The organism is Actinoplanes sp. NPDC026619, assembly GCF_040638295.1.
Taxonomy (GTDB): Bacteria; Actinomycetota; Actinomycetes; order Mycobacteriales; family Micromonosporaceae; genus Actinoplanes.
On sequence record NZ_JBEZYA010000026.1, the window covers coordinates 88755 to 106141 of the forward strand.

Genomic DNA, 17387 nt, shown 5'->3' on the forward strand with positions numbered 1-17387 from the left:
GGCGCTGTTCCGGCGGCCGTTACCCGGGCGATCGGTGACCGGTTCGTGGAGGTCTGGGCGCTCAACGGTCTCGGCGAGGCCGCCCGTGCCGCCGGCCGTCCTGCCGACGCGCTCGGGCACCACACCGAGGCGCACGCGGCTGCCGTCGTCATCGGGTTCCGCGACCAGCAGGCCCGCGCCCACACCGGGCTCGGCCATGCGCACCGCGCTCTCGGCGACGAAGCGCTCGCGCGTGAGCACTTCCGGGAGGCGCTGTCCCTCTACACCGAGCTGAGCATGCCGGAGGCCGACGAGATCCGCGCCCACCTCACGTAGGGCCTGTCTGCCGATCACGCGGGGCGGCGGCTGGACCTCGCCTCGTACCCACGTGATCGGCAGACAGGCCCTATAGCGCGTTCGGATTCGTTCGGGATGCTCCGGGGTGGCGCGGCGGCCGTGCCACGGTCTTCTCGTCGGCAGCAGCCGGCGGGGGGACACGAAGAGGGGTACGGACGATGATCCGAAGCTTTCGACGCGCGGCGGCGCTGTCCGCGGCGTCTGATGTGCTGACCCGGTGAGCGCGGGGCGTGGTGGGGTTGCCACCACGCCCCGGCCGGTCAGCCCTGCGGGGTTTCCTTGAGCCGCAGGTTGTTGATCTCGTCGGTCGTCAGTGCGTCCTGGTAGGCGGAGATGTCGTCGACGTCACCGGCGAAGTAACCGGTGCCGGCGTCGTTCTGCAGGACTCGGCCGACCGTGAAGAGGCCGGTCGAGTTCCACGTACGGGCGGGGACCGTCACGGGGGCGGTCGCCGTTCCGCCGACGTACAGCGTCGCGGTTGCGGTGGTGGCGTTGTAGACGGCGGCCAGGTGGACCCAGGCGCCGGCGGTCACGGCCGTGGTGGCCTGGACGGTTGTCGTGGTGGGGTTGGTCCCGTCGGTTGCCGGGAGGAGGAAACGCCAGCACTTGCAGGTGGCGCCGTAGTTGAGCTGGAAGCCGCTGGCATGGGCGCCGTACTGGCTGACCACGCCCTGGTCGCGGGTGAGGTCGGTGATGCGGGCCCAGCCGGCGACGGTGAAGCTCTGGTCGGTGCGCAGCCTCGCCCGGGTGGTGACGGCGGCGTTCGTGCCGTTGAGGGTGATCGCTCCGCGGTCCTGGTCGATGCCGTCGCCGGCGCCGTCCGGGATCGGGTGGCCCTCGGTCTTCCAGGTGACGCCGCCGGTGAAGGCGCCGGGGGCGTCCGGGTCACGACCCGAGGAGTCCGGTGCCGTGGTGGCCAGGCTCTGGTCCTCGAACTGCCAGCTCACCGCCGGGATCCGCGGAGCCGCGCTGGTCTGGATCTCGTCGTCGCCGAGCGGTCGCGACCAGACCCGTACGTCGGCGATGTCGCCGGCAAACCAGCTGAAGCCGTCGCGGCCGATCCAACTCGCTCCGTCCGGGTCGTTGAACGAGGTCACCTCGTCCGCGCCGCCCTCGGAGTTGCCGTTGACGTACAGGTTGAGGCTGTTGACCGACGCGTCGTAGACGGCGGCCAGGTGGGTCCAGACGCCGACCTTCGGCGCCTCGTCGGACGGCGCGACGGCCCACTTGATCGAGTCGGCGTCGCCGGCGGTTGCCGACGGCATCTGTGCGATCCACCGGTCGAGGGCCTTGTTGTACTGGAAGTACAGCGAGGCGTTGCCGCTCGCGTTGCGGGCGAGGATCGTCCGGTCGGCGTTCTTGTCGGTCAGCCGCACCCACGCCTCGACGGTGTAGCTCCGCGCCGTGTTGAACGGCAGTTTCGTGTCGGCGTAGCTGCTGGTGCCGTTGAACGTGCCGGCTCGGCTGTCGGGGTCGCGGCCCAGTGCGAACCCGACGTTGAACAGGTCGGCGTCGTGGAACGTGCCGGTGCCGCCGCCGGTGTCCGGGGCGGTCGTCGCCCCGGCCTGCTCGTTGAACTTCCACTCGGCGACCGGGGTCGACTCGTCGCCGCCGGTCACCTCGCCGTCCCCGGCGATGCCGTCGACGCTGTCCGAGTCCAGGACGTACTGCCAGGCCAGGGTCTGGTAGTAGAGGTCGCTCGGGTAGCTGACGCCGTCGGCGGCGGTGTAGAGGTAGTCGGGTTTGACGGTGGCGCCGGCGGCGGTGCCGTCGACCGAGACCGCGGCGGCGAAGTCGATGACCCCGTCGGCGTAGCCCTCCATGTTCGGCGGGCCGCCACTGCCCAGGATGTGGGTGTTGACGAGCTGGCGGGCCGCCTCCTGCGCCGCGGTGTGCGTTCCGCTGAACGCGGGCAGGGTGGCGACGTACACCTTCAGCGTGCGGCTGGAGGTGGGGGAGCTGACGCCGAAGTTGAGGGCGTCGTCGATGCGGTAGTTCTGCAGCTGACCGGCGAGAGTGTTCAGCTTGGTGCTGACCGCGCTCGCGCAGACCGCCGCGGTGCCGGTGCAGGCGAGCAGGTCGCTGCTGCCGGCCGAGACGAGCACGATCCGAGCGCCGGTCTGGTTGAGGATCTCCCGGTCGATCAGGCCGTACGAGTTCTGCGGGTATTGGGTGTTGGCGACGGTGGGCAGTTGGGCGGAGTTGCCCCAGCTGCTGCTGCCCTGGTTGAGCACGCCGGCCCGGATCGGGTAACGGTTGCCGTACTCGTCGCTGGACAGCGCGGTGGCGAGCTGATCGCTGATCTGGCTCAGTCCGTCGTTGTTGGCGGTGTCGGAGTTGACGGTCGCGTCGCCGTAGAGCACGACCGCGCCGGCCGGGTTGTCCGCCGGGGTGCTGACGTCGACCCCGGCCAGGTACGGAACACCGCCCATGGTGGCCAGGGTGAAGCCGGAACCGGCGGTGTCGGTGGTGTGGTTGGCGTTGTCGGCGGCGCTGACGTAGACCGGCGACCGGGCGTCCTTGTGCCCGGCGAGCGCGGTCATCTTGCCCTTGACCTTGAGGCTGACCAGCACGGTGGCCTGGTCGTCGGCGGCCAGTGCCACCGGGTCGCTGAGCACGTCGGTGCCGGCCGGCAGGGTGACGGTGGCGGCGCCGCCGAAGGTCAGCGGCACCGGCGCGTCAGTGGCGGTGGCGCCGCCGGCCGAGGCGTCCTGCAGGGCGATCGAGGCGGCGTCGAACGTGACCGGGGTCTTGCCCTGGGTGTTCGCGATCCGCACCCGCACCCGGCGGTTGTCGGTGCCGGCGCCGATGGTCAGGTGCGCCGGGATGCGCACGGTCTGGGTGTTGAGCGTGCCGTCCGGCACTGTGCCGGTGTCCTGGGCGGTGGCCCAGCTGCCGACCCAGCGGGCGCCGTCGGCGCTGCTCGAGGTCGGCCGGATGCCGAGGCCGAGGATGTGCAGCGCGTTGACGTGGCCCTCGACGGTGTCCGAGACCAGCGGCAGCGAGACGCTGGAGACGGCCGCGCCGGGGCACACCAGCGGCACGCTGGCCGCCATGATGCTCGGGGTCACGCCGATGTAGGCGGTGCCGTCCGCGGTCTTGTTACGCCACGGCAGGTTGACCACGGTGTTGCCGGCCGGGACGTAGGCCCAGTCGACCACCCAGTCGAGGGTGTACGCCTGGGAGGTGACGTTGCAGCCGCTGTCCTTGGCGTACGTGATGCGGCCGCTGGCTCCCTTGACGTCGCCGTTCACGGCGAAGCCGAGGAAGACCACCGCGTTGCCCTTGTTCACCACGCCGCTGCCGGGCAGGGTGATCAGCTGCGAGGCGGACAGCATGTTGTCGTTCTTGCCGTCACCCCAGGTGGCCGGCAGCTTGACCGCGGCGCCGTGCACGTTGAGGGTGGCGCCGGGCGCCCAGCCGACCGCGGCCAGGTTGGCGGCGTTGAGGCTGAAGCCCCAGCCGTCCGCGTCGGCGTCGGTGACGGCCGGCGTGACGCTGGGGTTCCAGGTGCTGATCGCCTTGTTGTTCAGGCAGTTGCGGGTGTCGTTGATCGGGCAGGTCGCGGTCATGTTCAGCCGCAGGGCGTCGATGCCCGCCTGATATCCGGCGGACGCGGCGTTCTTGCCGGTCAGCTTCAGGGTGACGGTGTGCACGCCCTTGTCGAGCGGGATCGGCGAGCCGTTCGCGTCCTTCGGGGTGGCGAAGTTCTTGTAGACCGTGCCGTTGAGCGCCGAGTAGGCGTCGAAGGCGGTGATCAGCGTCGACTGGGTGGATCGGCCCTGGTCGAGGGTCAGGGTGAAGGCGCCGTAGTCGGTGGCGGCCAGCATGTTCGCGCCGAGCTCCCAGAGTCCGAGCTGTGGGACGTTGAAGGAGAACGTGGCGGAGTCGCCGCTCGCGACCTTGGTGCCGGTGGCGCTGTTGTTGGCCAGCATCGCCTGGTAGCCGCTGACGAAGTAGTAGCCGGCGTAGCTGGTCTGCGCCAGCAGGGCGCCGCCGGTGCTGGTGGCGGTGGCCTTCGGCACGGTCGTGGTGGTGCCGTCGGCGTTGGTGCCGGTGTACCCGTTGATCATCTGATCGCCGGTGACGTACAGCGGCTTGGCGGTGCCGGCGTTGAACTCGTACACCGTCGAGCTGGAGGTCGAGCCGGCCGCGTCCACCGCCTTGGCGCTCAGCTTATGCGCGCCCGCGGTGGCCGGGGCGAAGACCGGGGCGGCGCTGCCGTTGGTGACGACGGTGCCGGTGCCCTCCTTGTTGTCGGCCTTGGCGTAATAGATCGTGCCGGGTTTGATCGTGGTGCCGGCCACCCACTGGGTGCCCTTGTTGCTGGCGTAGACCACGTTGGTCAGATCGCCGTCGAGGGTGAACAGGTAGCCGGTGACGTTGTTCTTCTTGTCGTTGCCGAGCGCGAAGACGCCCTTCTCGGTGAAGCCGGCGCCGACCTGGTTCGGCGGGAACTGCGTCGACTTGATCGAGGGCCGGTTCGGTGCGGTCGCGTCGACCGAGAAGTACATGTACGGACCCCAGGTGCCGGTCCACAGGTCGTCCTGGTTCTTGGCCGTGACCCGCCACTGGTAGTCGCCGTCGGGCAGCGACTTGTTGACCGTCCAGCTGGAGCCGTTCGCGTTATAGGTGGTCGCGCCCGGACCGTAGCCGTAGGCGACCAGCTCGCCGGTCCCCTTCTTCTCGACGTGGTAGTCCACCATCAGGTTGCGCTTGACCCCGTTGGGGAAGGTGTTGGTGGCGCCCCAGGACAGCGTCGGCGTCCGGGACGTCGTGATCAGCTTGCCGCCCTCGTTGTTGTTGTTCGGCGTGACGTGCAGCTTGCCGTCGTTCGCCTTCAGCGTGGGCGGGTAGCTGTAGCGGACGGTCAGGCTGGCGCCGCCCTTGTAGCCGAGCTGCTTCCACGAGTACTTGTCGCTCATGTTGGCCGCCTCGACCAGGAAGTACGCGTAGTCCTTCTTGGCCTTGGCGAGGCTCGCGACGTTGCCGGAGACGTTGAACGCGAATGAGGCGGGCGACGCGGCCGGGCTGGAGGTGCCGCAGTTGACCTCCTTGCCCGCCTTGGTGTCCAGCAGCGAGCCGCGGGAGGGCTCCTTGCCCCAGTAGAGGGTCGAGGAGCTGAATCCGGCGGGTGCTCCGGTCGCGTACACCACCGCATTGGTGTTTGAGCAGTTCGCCGACCAGCGGTGCTTGACGTACAGCGTGGCGGTCTTGACGGTGGCGCCCTTGATGCCGGTGAGGTTCATCTTGTAATACGTGCGGGCCTTCTCATCGTCACCGGTGGGCCAGTTGTCGAGGCCGATCCGGGCGCTGTTCGAGCCGGTGGTCGCGGTGGAGTTGTAGACGTTCCAGCCGTTGCTGGAGATCCGCGCCCAGCTGGACTGGCTGCCGTAGTAGCCGACGCCCCAGTCCGGGTCGACGAAGACCGGGTACTTGGTGGTCTTTGCGGTGAGCAGGGTCTTGTCCAGCGTCAGCGATTGCTTGCCGCCGGCGAACCCGACCTTGATCTTCGCCTTGTTCTTGCCGACCAGCGACGCGGCCTCGTGCGCGGCCCGCGGGCTGGTCAGCGACTTCTCCATGATCGCGCGCTCGTCCGGCGCGCCGCTGCTGGGCGTGCTGTCCCACATCAGCGCGGTGTTGGCGCGGAACACCGCGCGTCCGGTGTCGGTGTCCTTCGCCTCGGCGCCGCCGTCGCGGGTCGCGGCGATCTTCACCCGGGTGCCGGCCAGACCGAGGTCGAGCCGCTGCACCTTCGGGTTCGCCGCCGCCTGCGGCGTCTTCACCACGAAGACCGACGAGTAGCCGGTGGCGCTCGCGGTGACCTGCAGGTCGACGTCGGGCAGCACGTTCGGGTACGTCGCGGTGTCCTCGGTGATCACCGGCGCGGGCAGCTTGCCGGTCCACGAGAACTTCAGCGCGTTGGTGCCCTGCTTCAGCGTCACCAGGGTGGCGTCACCGCCACCGCCGAACGACACGTCGGCGACCGCTGCCTTCGGCGCGAAGCTGCCGTCGGCCCGCTTGATCAGCGTGGTGTCGACCGGGGTCCACTTGCCGTCGCGCTGCACGCGCTCCGGGGTGATCGAGTACGTCGTGGCGAACGTGCCGTCCGGACTGGCCGACGTCATCGAGTACGCGTCGGTCAGCGACGGGATCGGCACGGTCGCGCCGGTCTTCTTCGCCTCGTCGATCGCGGCGGTGATCTTCTTGGCCGAGTCGGTGACCGGCCCGGTGTCGGCCGGCTCGGCGGGCTGCGAATCAGGGGTGGTCTGCACCGGCGGAGCGGCCGGCGGTGTGGTGGGGGATGGGGCTGTCGGCACATCCGCCCGTGCCGGGGTGGCGACCCCGAGCGCAGTGGTGGTGAGCAACGCGGCTACCGCCGTGAAGAGCGGAAGACGCCCCCGTGGCGTCGTTCGTGACATTTACTTGTGTGCCTTTCCTCGAAAGATCGCGAGGGCGACATTGTGGCCCGCCGAGCGTCGGCTGTCTGCCCCGTTTCCCCTGCTGAGCAACAGATGTGCGGTGCGACTCAGCGAAGCACTTAAGTTCATCGACTTTCGGTTAGCATGTGGCCGCCGATCCAAGATCAGGTCGGTCGCGCGCTCCTGCCCTGGGGCGCGGTTCACGGGGGAAGGGGCTGCTTGATGCTGTCCGGAAAAGGTCTGAGAGCGCGATGGCGCCGGCTGGCGGTGGCGGCCGTGGTCATAGTCAGCGCGCCGGCGTTGACGAGCATGGCCGCGGGCGAACCGGCCGCGGCCGCGCCGAAGGTGCCCGAGCCGACCAAGATCGAGCGGGTCGAGCTGGGCAAGAGCAAGGTCTCCAGCAAACCGAAGGCCCGTGGGAAGACCGCGCAGTTCGATGTCACGGCGCGGGCGACGCTGCCGGCGGCTCAGATCGCGACGGTGGCGCCGTCGACCGGTGCGGTCCGTGCCGGGTCGACGCCGATCAAGGTGCGGGCGAAGGATCGCGTACAGGTAAAGACCGCGGACCAGAAGGTCACGAAGGCCGCCGGTATTCGCGGGGTGTTGTTCTCGGTGTCCGGCGGCGCCGGCGCGGTGCATGTCGACGTCGATCCGTCGGCGTTCGCGAACGCCTACGGCGGTGGTTACGCCTCCCGGTTGCGGCTGGTCAAGCTGCCCGCGTGCGCGCTGACCACTCCTGAGCTGGCGCAGTGCCGGACGCAGACGCCGGTGGCCGCGGCTTTGTCGGCGGACGTGTCGGTGAACTCGGTGCTGGCCGCGACGTCCGGCACCAGCGGTGGTGGCGGTGACTACGCGGCGACCAGCCTGTCGCCGGGTGGTAGTTGGTCGGCCGGTGGGAACACCGGCGCTTTCACCTACAGCTACCCGATCTCGGTGCCCCCGGGCATCGGCGCGGTCAAGCCCAACATCGACCTGTCCTACAGCTCGGCCACTCAGGACGCGCGGACGGCCGGCACGAACAGCCAGTCGACGTGGGTCGGTGACGGCTGGTCGATGGGGGACAACTTCGTCGAGCGCACCTACCGCTCGTGCGACGACATCGACGCCGAGGGCGCTCCGGATCACTCCGGTGACCTGTGCTGGGCGGGCCAGATCCTGACGCTGTCGCTGAACGGCGAGTCGACCTCGATCGTCTACGACGACAAGACGCACACGTTCCGGTCGGCGAACGACAACGCGACCACCCAGATCGACAACCTGTCCGACGCCACCAACGGCACCAAGAACGGCGAGTACTTCCGGGTCACCCAGAACGGGACGCAGTACTACTTCGGCCTCAGCCGGCTGCCTGGTTGGAGTGCCGGCGCGGAGGAGACCAAGTCGGTGCAGACCGTCCCGGTCTACCAGAGCCATGCCGGGGTGAGCGACTGCCCGAGCGGGTCGTTCAAGGACACCGCCTGCACGCTGGGTTACCGGTTCAACCTCGACTACGCGGTGGATCGCAACGGCAACGCGATGGCGTATTACTACAACGACCCGGAGATGGGTTACTACGGCGCGAACATGAAGGACACCGCGGTGTCCTATGTGCGGGCCAGCACGATCAAGCGGATCGACTACGGCATGACCGCCTCGACGGTCTACTCCGCGACCGCCCCGGAGCAGGTCGTCTTCAATACCGCCGAGCGGTGCGTCGGGGACTGCACGTTCAGCGAGTCGAACCCGGAGCTCTACCCGGACGTGCCGGTCGACCTGAACTGTTCCAGCGGCAAGGACTGCACGAACCACTCGCCGAGTTTCTGGACCCGGCGGATGCTGACGTCGATCACGACGCAGGTGCAGGTTGCTGGCGCGACCAAGCTGGTCGACCGGTTCGACCTGGCGCACTCGTTCCCGGACAACGCCGACCACTCACCGACGCTGTGGTTGGAGTCGATCAAGCGGACCGGCCTGGACAAGCTCGGCGGGGCCGCGACGGAGACCTCCGCCGGCTCGGTGTCGTTCGAGGGCGAGCAGTTGGCGAACCGGGTCGGTGTGCTGCCCGGCCTGCCGAAGATGTACTACAACCGGATCCACACGATCTGGTCGGAGACCGGCGCGGAGACGGTCGTCGAGTACGCCACGCCGACCTGCGCCGGCCTGCCGCCGGCGAACCCGTCCGGCGACGACGACATGGACAAGGCCGCCCAGGCGTTCGCCGCGGCCAACACCACCGGCTGCTTCCCGGTCTACTGGGCGCCGGACTACCAGCCCGAACCGCTGATGGACTGGTTCTACACCCACCCGGTCACCTCGGTCACCACCTACGACAGCGCCGGCAACCACTACCAGGACGGCACCCAGCCGACGCTGCTCTCGCAGTACAGCTACCAGGGCGACCCGGGCTGGCACTACGACGACAACGAGGTGGTCAAGAAGGAGAACCGCACCTGGGGCCAGTTCCGCGGCTACCCCGAGGTGGACATCACCACCGGTAACCCGTCGGTCTTCCACTACACCGACGGCACCCGGGTGTACGACCAGAAGACGCTCACGAAGTCCTACTACTTCCTCGGCATGGACGGCGACACCCTGCCGGACAGCAAGACCCGGTCGGTGCCCGCCCTGAAGAGCAGCGACGGCACGATCAGCGTGGCCGACAAGGCGCAGTACTCCGGCCAGGCCTTCGAGAAGGTCAGCTACAACGGCGGCACCATCATCGGTACGGAGGTGACCGTCCCGAACCTGATCGGGCCGACCGCCTCCCGGGCCCGCGACGGCCTGACCGCCCTGACCGCCTACATGTCCGGCACGGCGAAGACCGTGACCCGGGCGAAGGTCTCGTACGGCTGGCGCAAGGTCGAGAGCGACACGTTCTACAACACCGCCGGCCGCCCGGTGCAGACGGCCGACCGGGGTGAGGTGGGCGCGACCGGCAACAGCGCCAAGTGCACGTTCAACAAGTACCTCGACAGCACCGTGTCGTTGCCGGGCGGCAAGACCGCGCCGGTCGTGCTGCCGTCCGAGGTCATCATCACCGAGCAGGACTGCCCCGCGGCGGGCGCGAGCCCGTCCGGGACGCTGATCTCCGACGTGCGCTCGTCCTTCGACAGCCGGGGCAACCCGACGCTGGTGCAGACGGCGTCGGCCGCGACCGGGTCGGTCGGCAGCACGTTCATCGACACGGCCAAGACGACCTACGACAGCTACGGCCGGGTCACCTCGGCGACGCGCACCCCGAACTCGACGGCGGCTGACGGCACCAGCCTGGCCAAGACCGGCTACACCAAGTTCACGCCGGCGACCGGAGCCCTGCCGACCTCAGTCACCGCGATCACCCAGGTCACGCCGGGGGCGAGCTGTGCGGCGGTGACCAAGTCGAGCAAGGACTGCCAGCTGTCCACCGTCACGATCGACGCGGCGCGTCAATTAACGACCGCGACGACCGGCATCACGGGTGCGGTGAGCTCGGTGACCTACGACGCGCTGGGCCGCACCACCGCGGCGTGGATGGCGAACAAGAGCAAGTCGGCCGGCGCACCGGCCAGCATCCTGTACGGATACCAGCTGTCCAGCACCGGTCCGAGTGTGGTGACCACCAAGAGCCTGCTGGACAACGACACGGCGAGCACGACACCCACCTACGGCGTCAGCAAAACGCTCTACGACGCCCTGCTTCGCCCGCTCGAGACCCAGTCGATGGGCGAGAACGGCAGCACGATCGTTTCCGACACGCAGTACGACACACATGGCTGGACGGTCCTCACCAACAACTCGTACGCCATCGCCGGCGACCCCCGGGACACGCTGGTCTCCGACCACCTGTCGCAGGTCTCGATCCCGTCGACGCTGGTCAACGATCACGACGCGGCGGGCCGGATCACCCAGACCACGGCCGAACACAACGGCTTGGAGATCTGGCACAGCCGTACCGCGTACACCGGTGACAAGGTCATTGCGCTCCCGCAGCCCGGAGGGGTCGCCACCGCCACCGCCACCGACGGGCGTGGCCAGCTCATCGAGCTGCTGCAGTACACCACCCCGCCCACCCTGACCGGCAGTGTTACCGGCGGCTTCACCGCCACCGGCGGCACCGGTAACGCCGTCAAGTACAGCTACACGCCGGCCGGGCAACAGTCCACCGTCACCGGTCCGGACCAGGCGGTCTGGAGTGACACCTACGACCTGCTCGGGCGAGTGACCTCGCACGTCGACCCGGACACCGGCACCAGCTACAGCAGCTTCGACGACGCGGGGAACCTCGTCTCCACGAAGGACGCGCGTGGTGTTCAGCTGACCTTCACGTACGACCTGCTGGGCCGGAAACTTTCCGCGGTCGACAAGACCGCCGGCAACTTCAAGTACGCGTCCTGGGACTACGACACCCTGCAGATCGGCAAGCTGACCTCGTCGACCCGGTACGTCTCCGGCGTGACCGGTGGCTACACCGTCGCCGCCACCGGCTACTCCGTGCTGGGCAATCCGCTCGGCCAGACGATCACGCTGCCTGGTGTCGAACGGCCGCTGCCGACCTCGTACACCACGAAATTCACCTACACGCCGAACACCGAGAAGCTGTCGACCCAGGAGGACCCGGCCGTCGGTACGCTGCCGGGCGAGACGATCAGCTACGGCCACGACCTGCTCGGCGCGCCGACCAGGACCTCCGGCATCGACCTGTACGTCGCCGGCACGATCTACACCGACTTCGGGCAACCCTCGAAGACGACGATGGGCGACTCCACCAACGAGGTGCAGAGCCTCTACACGTACGACGACTACACACTGCGCCTCGCGACCCGCTCGATCTACCGCAGCCACGGCATCGGCCCGCTGATCGACCAGAGCAGCTATGCCTACGACGATTCCGGCAACCCGCTGTCGACGGTGAACAAGCAGTCGGAGAGCGGGAACACGGTCACCGACACCCAGTGCTACCGGTACGACAGCCTGTCCCGTCTGATCAACGCCTGGACCGCGGCCGGGGACTGCCCCGGCAGCGGCACCGCGGCACCCGCGGTCGGCGATGTGTCCAGCAGTTCCAGCTCCTACTGGCAGACCTTCGGGTACAACCTCATCGGCAACCGGACCCAGCTGGTTGACCACGCCACCGGGACGGCCTCGGCCGGAGTCACCACCAATTACGTGAACGGCTGCACCACCGCCTGCAACCCCACCGGTGCTCAGCCGCACTCCCTGACCGAGACGAAGGACGGCAGCGACCCCACCAAGTTCGTCTACGACGTCGCCGGTCATCTCCTCACCCGCACCGCGACCAGCGGCAACAACCAGACGCTGAAGTGGGATGACGAGGGCCGGCTGGCCCAGGTCACGGCGACCGGCACGAACGCCGGGACGACCAAATATCTGTACGACGCCGACGGCAACCAGCTGATCCGCCGCGATCCCGGCCGCACCAGCCTGTTCGCCGGGGACACCGAGATCGTGGCCGACACCGCGGCCGCGCCGGCCGTGCTGGCCGGTGCGGTCCGGACCTACAACCACGGCGGTTCCGGGGCCGTCGCCATTCGTTCGACTCTGCCCAACGGGGGCACCCACTACCTGTTCGGCGATCGGCACGGCACCGCGAGCCTCGCGATCGACACCACCAGCCTGGAGGTCTCCCGCCAGCAGTTCAAGCCGTACGGCGAGGACCGGGCGACCGCGAACACCGCGCTGTGGCCGAACATGACCCGCGGTTACCTGAACGCGCCGAGGGATCTCAAGACCGGCTACACCGACGTCGGCGCCCGTAAGTACGACCCGGCGCTCGGCCGATTCATCAGCGCCGACCCGTTGCTGCAGGCCGCCGACCCGGCACAGCTCGGTGGCTACACCTACTCCGGTGACAATCCGATCACCGGTTCCGACCCGTCCGGGCTCGGCCGGATCGACGGCGACCGCTCCGGCTGTGCTCGCGGCAACGGCGGAACCTGCGGCGGCTACGTCCTGCCCGACGATGACGACGACGGTGGCGGCGACGGCGGCAACTCGGACCCCGCCGAGGTCGAAACCGACGGTTACGGCAACGGCAGTGTCGGCGGCGTGACCGTCACGACTGACCAGGTCGACGACATCTACGCCTACGGCAACCAGGTCAACTACGCGTATTACATGTTCCGCGACAGTTGGGGCAAGAAGTGGGACGCCCTCGACGACAACGTCAAGCTCCTGAAGATGATGGACTGGGCCTGCCAGCAGATGGTCAACCACTGCACGACGGTCTACGCCAACGCCGTGCACGACGCCAATATCGCCCGGGTCGTGGCAGCGAACGGCGGGGATCCCGAGTTCAGCCAGATGTTGCACATGGCGGTCACCGAGGAGGGTGGCGCCAGCGCGTCGACGGTGGGCCGGATGCTCGCCTCCACCCGCACCTCGATGCGCAGCTTCGACATGCTCGACGACATGGCTCGCGGCGCCGGCAAGGCCTGTGTCAACAGTTTCGCCCCCGGCACGCTCGTGAAGATGGCCGACCGGCCGACCAAGCCGATCGAGAGGGTGAAGGTCGGCGACGAGGTGCTCGCCACCGACCCGGAGACCGGCGAGACCAGCGCTCAGAAGGTCACCGAGCTGCACGTCAACATCGACACCGAGCTGGTCGATCTCAAGGTGGACACCGGCCGCGGCTCCGCCACCGTGCACACCACGAAGGAGCACCCGTTCTGGGATCCGGAGAGGTTGAAGTGGACCAGCGCCGGCGACCTCGAGCCCGGTGAAAACCTGGGGGTTGCACATCCGGGCGTGACGGCCACCATCGGGAGCGTGCGGGAGTTCCGCGGCCCGCGAACGATGTACAACCTCACGATCGCGAACTTCCACACGTATTATGTGCTCGCCGGCCGAACTCCGGTGCTCGTGCACAACTGCGACGAGGTTTATACGGATGTGGCCCTTGGCCTGCGGAAGTACGGTCTTGAGCAGTCGGCCACGGAGAATAATCACACCCATTTCCTCAATGAAACGAGGGAAGACGCGCTCGCGAGTGTCCGGGACGTGGCCAACAATCACCCCGAAACCACCATTCACGTTCGGATGGATGGATTCAAGATGACCAATGGCAAGGCGAATGCCTCACCCGCCGAGCTGTTCGATGACGCCTACCGGGAGGGTGGTGGGGACAACTGGTTCACCACCCAGCGGGAGATGAACATTCTCGGCCGTGCGGTGCGACTCCAGAATCGGGATTGGAACACGATCAAGTTTACGATGAATGGCAGGGACGTCAGTTTCCCCAAGCCCGACTATCTTGGAGGCTGACGTGCACGAAATTGCGTCCTGGGAGCGAGAATTCGAAGTGTGGGACTACTCGGTCAGCTATTCGCGGCTGCTTCTGAGGAGCCTGCAGGACGAGAGCCCGTCCCGAGTTGACGTCCTTTTCTCGAACGTCGCTTTCCTGCACCTCCCGACGGAGTTCCCGAGTTTGCGGATCGGCCGCGCTGAGGGCCGTTCCTTCGGCGGTGTCGAGATTCCGGATTCGGTCAAGGGCGACTGGTACACGCTGAACGACGGCCAGGCGTATGTGTTCGCCACGCACTGTCAATGGCACGAGGACGACGGCAATTTCAAGACCCCGTCCAAGTTCGGGCCGTTCGCCCGGACCGACTAGGTAGATTCGCCGATCGACGAGAGCCGGCGCGGGTGAGGTCGTCCTCGATCTCACCCACGCCGGACGGTCGGTAGCGTCCGGGCGAAGTCCACGGCGCCTGCACCGGAATCCCAAATGCGCGCTTTGCTGTGTGATCTTCGTCGGCCCGGCCCGCGCCTGGTGCCACCGAACGCGGAGCGGGCGGCATGGTTGCGGCATGACGACAGCCTTTCGCCTGCGGGTCTTCGGTGGCCTGCGGATGTGGCGCGAAGGCGTCGAGATGGCGATCGGCCAGCCGCGGCAACGGGTCGTGCTGGCCGTTCTGCTGGCTTCCCGGGGAGCCGTGGTGAGCACGGCCGAGCTGGTCGACGTGCTCTGGCCGGAGGATCCGCCGGCCAGCGCGGTCAATCAGGTGCAGCGCCTGATCGGGCACATCCGCCGGTTGTTCGAGCCGGAACTGCTCAACCGCGAGCCCGGGCGGTGGGTCCGGCCGGTCGGCGACGGTTACCGGCTCCGGCTGGACGGGTCCGGCTGCGACCTGGTGTCGTTCTTCGATCTTGTCGCGTCCGCGCGGGCGGCGCTCGCCGGCGAGGACGGCCGGGACGCCGTCCAGAAATACGAGCAGGCTCTGGAGACCGCGCAGGCCCGGCCATTTGCCGGGCTGCCGGCCGGCCTGCTCGAACTGCCCGCCTTCGTGTCCGTCGAGGTGGCCCGCAACGAGGCCGCCGTCGAAGCGGCCGACCTGGCGATCGGTGAGCTCCGGGCGCGCCGGCTCCTGCCGCTGCTCATCCGGTACGCCGCGGGCGCGCCCCTGCACGAGCCGCTGCAGGCACGGCTGATCCGGTTGTTCGCCGTCACCGGCCGGCGGGCCGAGGCGCTGGTGCACTTCGAGCAGGTCCGGCAACGGCTCGCCGACGAGCTGGGCGCCGATCCGGGGGCGGAACTGATGGCGGCGCATCTCGAGGCGCTGTCCGATCCGGGTGCGCCGGCCGGCCATCGCCCGGCCCAGCTGCCGTTGCAGGCCGCCGGCTTCGCCGCCCGTGACGACCTCGCGGGGGCGCTGGAGGCGGGGCGCGGCACCGGGCTGGTGGTGCTCAGCGGCATGGGCGGGGTCGGCAAGACGACCCTCGCGGTGGACTGGGCGCATCGCCTCGCCCCGGACTTCCCGGACGGCCAGCTCTTCCTCGACCTGCGCGGCTTCGACCCGAGCGGGCGTTATCTGCGGCCGGCCGATGCGGTCGACACCCTGCTCGAATCGATCGGGATCGCCCCGGCCCCGGCCGGGGACACCCTCGACGCGCGCACCGCCCGGTTCCGCTCGGCGCTGGCCGGCCGCCGGATGCTTCTGCTGCTCGACAACGCGCGGGACTCGGCCCAGGTCGGTCCGCTGCTGCCGGGCGCCCCCGGCTGTCTGGTCGTCGTCACCAGCCGTAACCGGCTGCCCGGCCTGGTGGCGCACCAGGGCGCCTGGCCGGTGCACATCGGGCGGCTGAATCTGGCCACCGCCCGGGACCTGCTCGTCCGGCGGCTCGGCGCGGAGCGGATGACGGCCGAGCCGGCCGCGACCGACGAGCTGATCCGGCTCTGCGCCGGGCTACCACTGGCCCTGTCGATCGCGGCGGCACGGGTCGCGATCGATCCGGCGGCCAAGCTCTCCGACGTGGTCGGCGACCTGAGGTCGGCGGCGCACCGGCTGGACGTGCTCGAGACCGGTGAGCGCGACGTCGACGTACGCTCGGCGTTCTCCTCGTCCTGTGCTCTTCTCACCGAGCCGGCGGCGCGGCTGTTCCGACTGCTGGCCGTTCATCCCGGCGCCGACGCGTCGGTGGAGTCGATCGCCAGCACCGCCGGCGCCGACGTGCGGGCCGCGCTGGCCGAACTGACCGTGCTCAACATGGCGACCCCGGCCGGCGCGGGCCGCGTCGCCGTCCATGACCTGCTGCGCGAGTACGCCACCGAGCTTCTCGACGCGTCCGGGGGCGAACGGGCGCCGGCCGAGCAGCGGCTGGTCGAGCACTACGTGTTCGGTACGTACCACGCATACTGCATGTTCCGGCTCGCCCCGCCGGTGGATCTGGGACCGGTCCCGCCCGGGGTCTTCCCGCCCCCGTTCGCGGACATGTCCGCCGCGATGGCCTGGTATGCCGCCGAACGGGCCACCCTGGCCGCCGTCGTGGACCTCGCCCTGGACCGCGGCTGGGCACGGAGCGCCGCCCTGATCCTGTTGCACCTGCGGCCGCTCCGCTCCGCCCGGGTCGAGTCACCGGTCGACGCCCTCGAGCAGGCACTGCGGGTGCTGCGGGCGGTCGAGGATCTCGGCGACCCGGGGCTGGAGACCGCGATGCTGCGCGAGGTGGCGGTGAGCGCCCGCTATCCCGAGCCGGATCTGGCCCGAGCCCTGCTGGCCCGGGCGCTGGCCCTGGCCGAACGGGAGAACGACCTGGTCGCCCAGGCGCAGCTGCATCGGAACATGGGCATCAACCCGTACCTCGTGCCGGCGCCGGAGCGGCTGGACCACCTGCGCCGGGCGGTCGGGTTCGCCCGGCGAGCGGGCGAGCCGAGCGTGCTGGCGTACGCGCTGGAGGCCTTGGCGGGGGAGTTGTCCGATCAGGGCGGCCGGACCGCGGCGGCGGCGTACGCGGGCGAGGCTTTCCGTGTCGCCGGCTGCGCCGGTATGGCGGCCTACCAGACGGTCATCGCGGTCAAGCGGGCCGAGGTCGCCTTCGGTGCCGGGGACCTGCGGACGTCGGCCGAGATGGCCGAGTGGGCGCTCGTCCACGCCGCGCCGGGCGCGAACTACACCCTGGTCCTCGCCGGTCTCTCACTGGCCCGGGCCGCGCTGGGCATCGGCGACCGGGAGCGGGCCCGGGCCGGCGCCGACCTGTTCTACGACACGCTCCAGCAGCACGGTGACGAGTTCGTCGCCAGCTGGGGCGCTGCCGAGGTGGCCGAATACCGCACGATCGTCGACCGGGTGGTCGCCGCCCTGGGAAGTGCAGACGGCTTGCAGTGATCGTGCACTGCCCCCTGTTGTGCTCGGACCCTCACCACGTTGAGAGGAC

Annotated in this window: 5 protein-coding genes; 4 read left to right on the top strand and 1 reads right to left on the bottom strand. The window is 69.2% G+C overall.

Translation table 11 applies throughout. The annotated features are described in order from the left end of the window. Positions 1 to 45 precede the first annotated feature (45 nt). The gene (locus tag AB0E90_RS40515; protein ID WP_360417616.1) at positions 46 to 315 is read left to right on the top strand and encodes a tetratricopeptide repeat protein; all 270 of its coding nucleotides are present in this window, start codon (positions 46 to 48) and stop codon (positions 313 to 315) included. 281 nt (positions 316 to 596) lie between these two features. Here the strand turns inward: AB0E90_RS40515 and AB0E90_RS40520 are convergent, their stop codons facing one another. Then, positions 597 to 6704: a LamG-like jellyroll fold domain-containing protein gene (locus tag AB0E90_RS40520; RefSeq protein WP_360417617.1), complete on the bottom strand. Its 6108-nt coding sequence runs from the start codon at positions 6702 to 6704 to the stop codon at positions 597 to 599. A 330-nt stretch (positions 6705 to 7034) separates the two neighbouring features. Here AB0E90_RS40520 and AB0E90_RS40525 point away from each other — a divergent pair, with 330 nt between their 5' ends. The 3 genes from AB0E90_RS40525 to AB0E90_RS40535 all read left to right on the top strand — a co-directional run bounded on the left by AB0E90_RS40525 (position 7035) and on the right by AB0E90_RS40535 (position 17338). Continuing rightward, positions 7035 to 13997: a polymorphic toxin-type HINT domain-containing protein gene (locus tag AB0E90_RS40525; protein WP_360417618.1), complete on the top strand. Its 6963-nt coding sequence runs from the start codon at positions 7035 to 7037 to the stop codon at positions 13995 to 13997. 1 nt (position 13998) lies between these two features. After that, the gene (locus AB0E90_RS40530; protein ID WP_360417619.1) at positions 13999 to 14346 is read left to right on the top strand and encodes a hypothetical protein; all 348 of its coding nucleotides are present in this window, start codon (positions 13999 to 14001) and stop codon (positions 14344 to 14346) included. A gap of 196 nt (positions 14347 to 14542) precedes the next feature. Continuing rightward, positions 14543 to 17338: a BTAD domain-containing putative transcriptional regulator gene (locus AB0E90_RS40535; protein WP_360417620.1), complete on the top strand. Its 2796-nt coding sequence runs from the start codon at positions 14543 to 14545 to the stop codon at positions 17336 to 17338. The last annotated feature ends 49 nt before the right edge of the window (positions 17339 to 17387 follow it).

What these genes read in the sequence shown, in the direction of transcription:
- AB0E90_RS40535 (WP_360417620.1), top strand. Translation starts at nt 14,543, where the DNA reads ATGACGACAGCCTTTCGCCTGCGGGTCTTCGGTGGCCTGCGGATGTGG.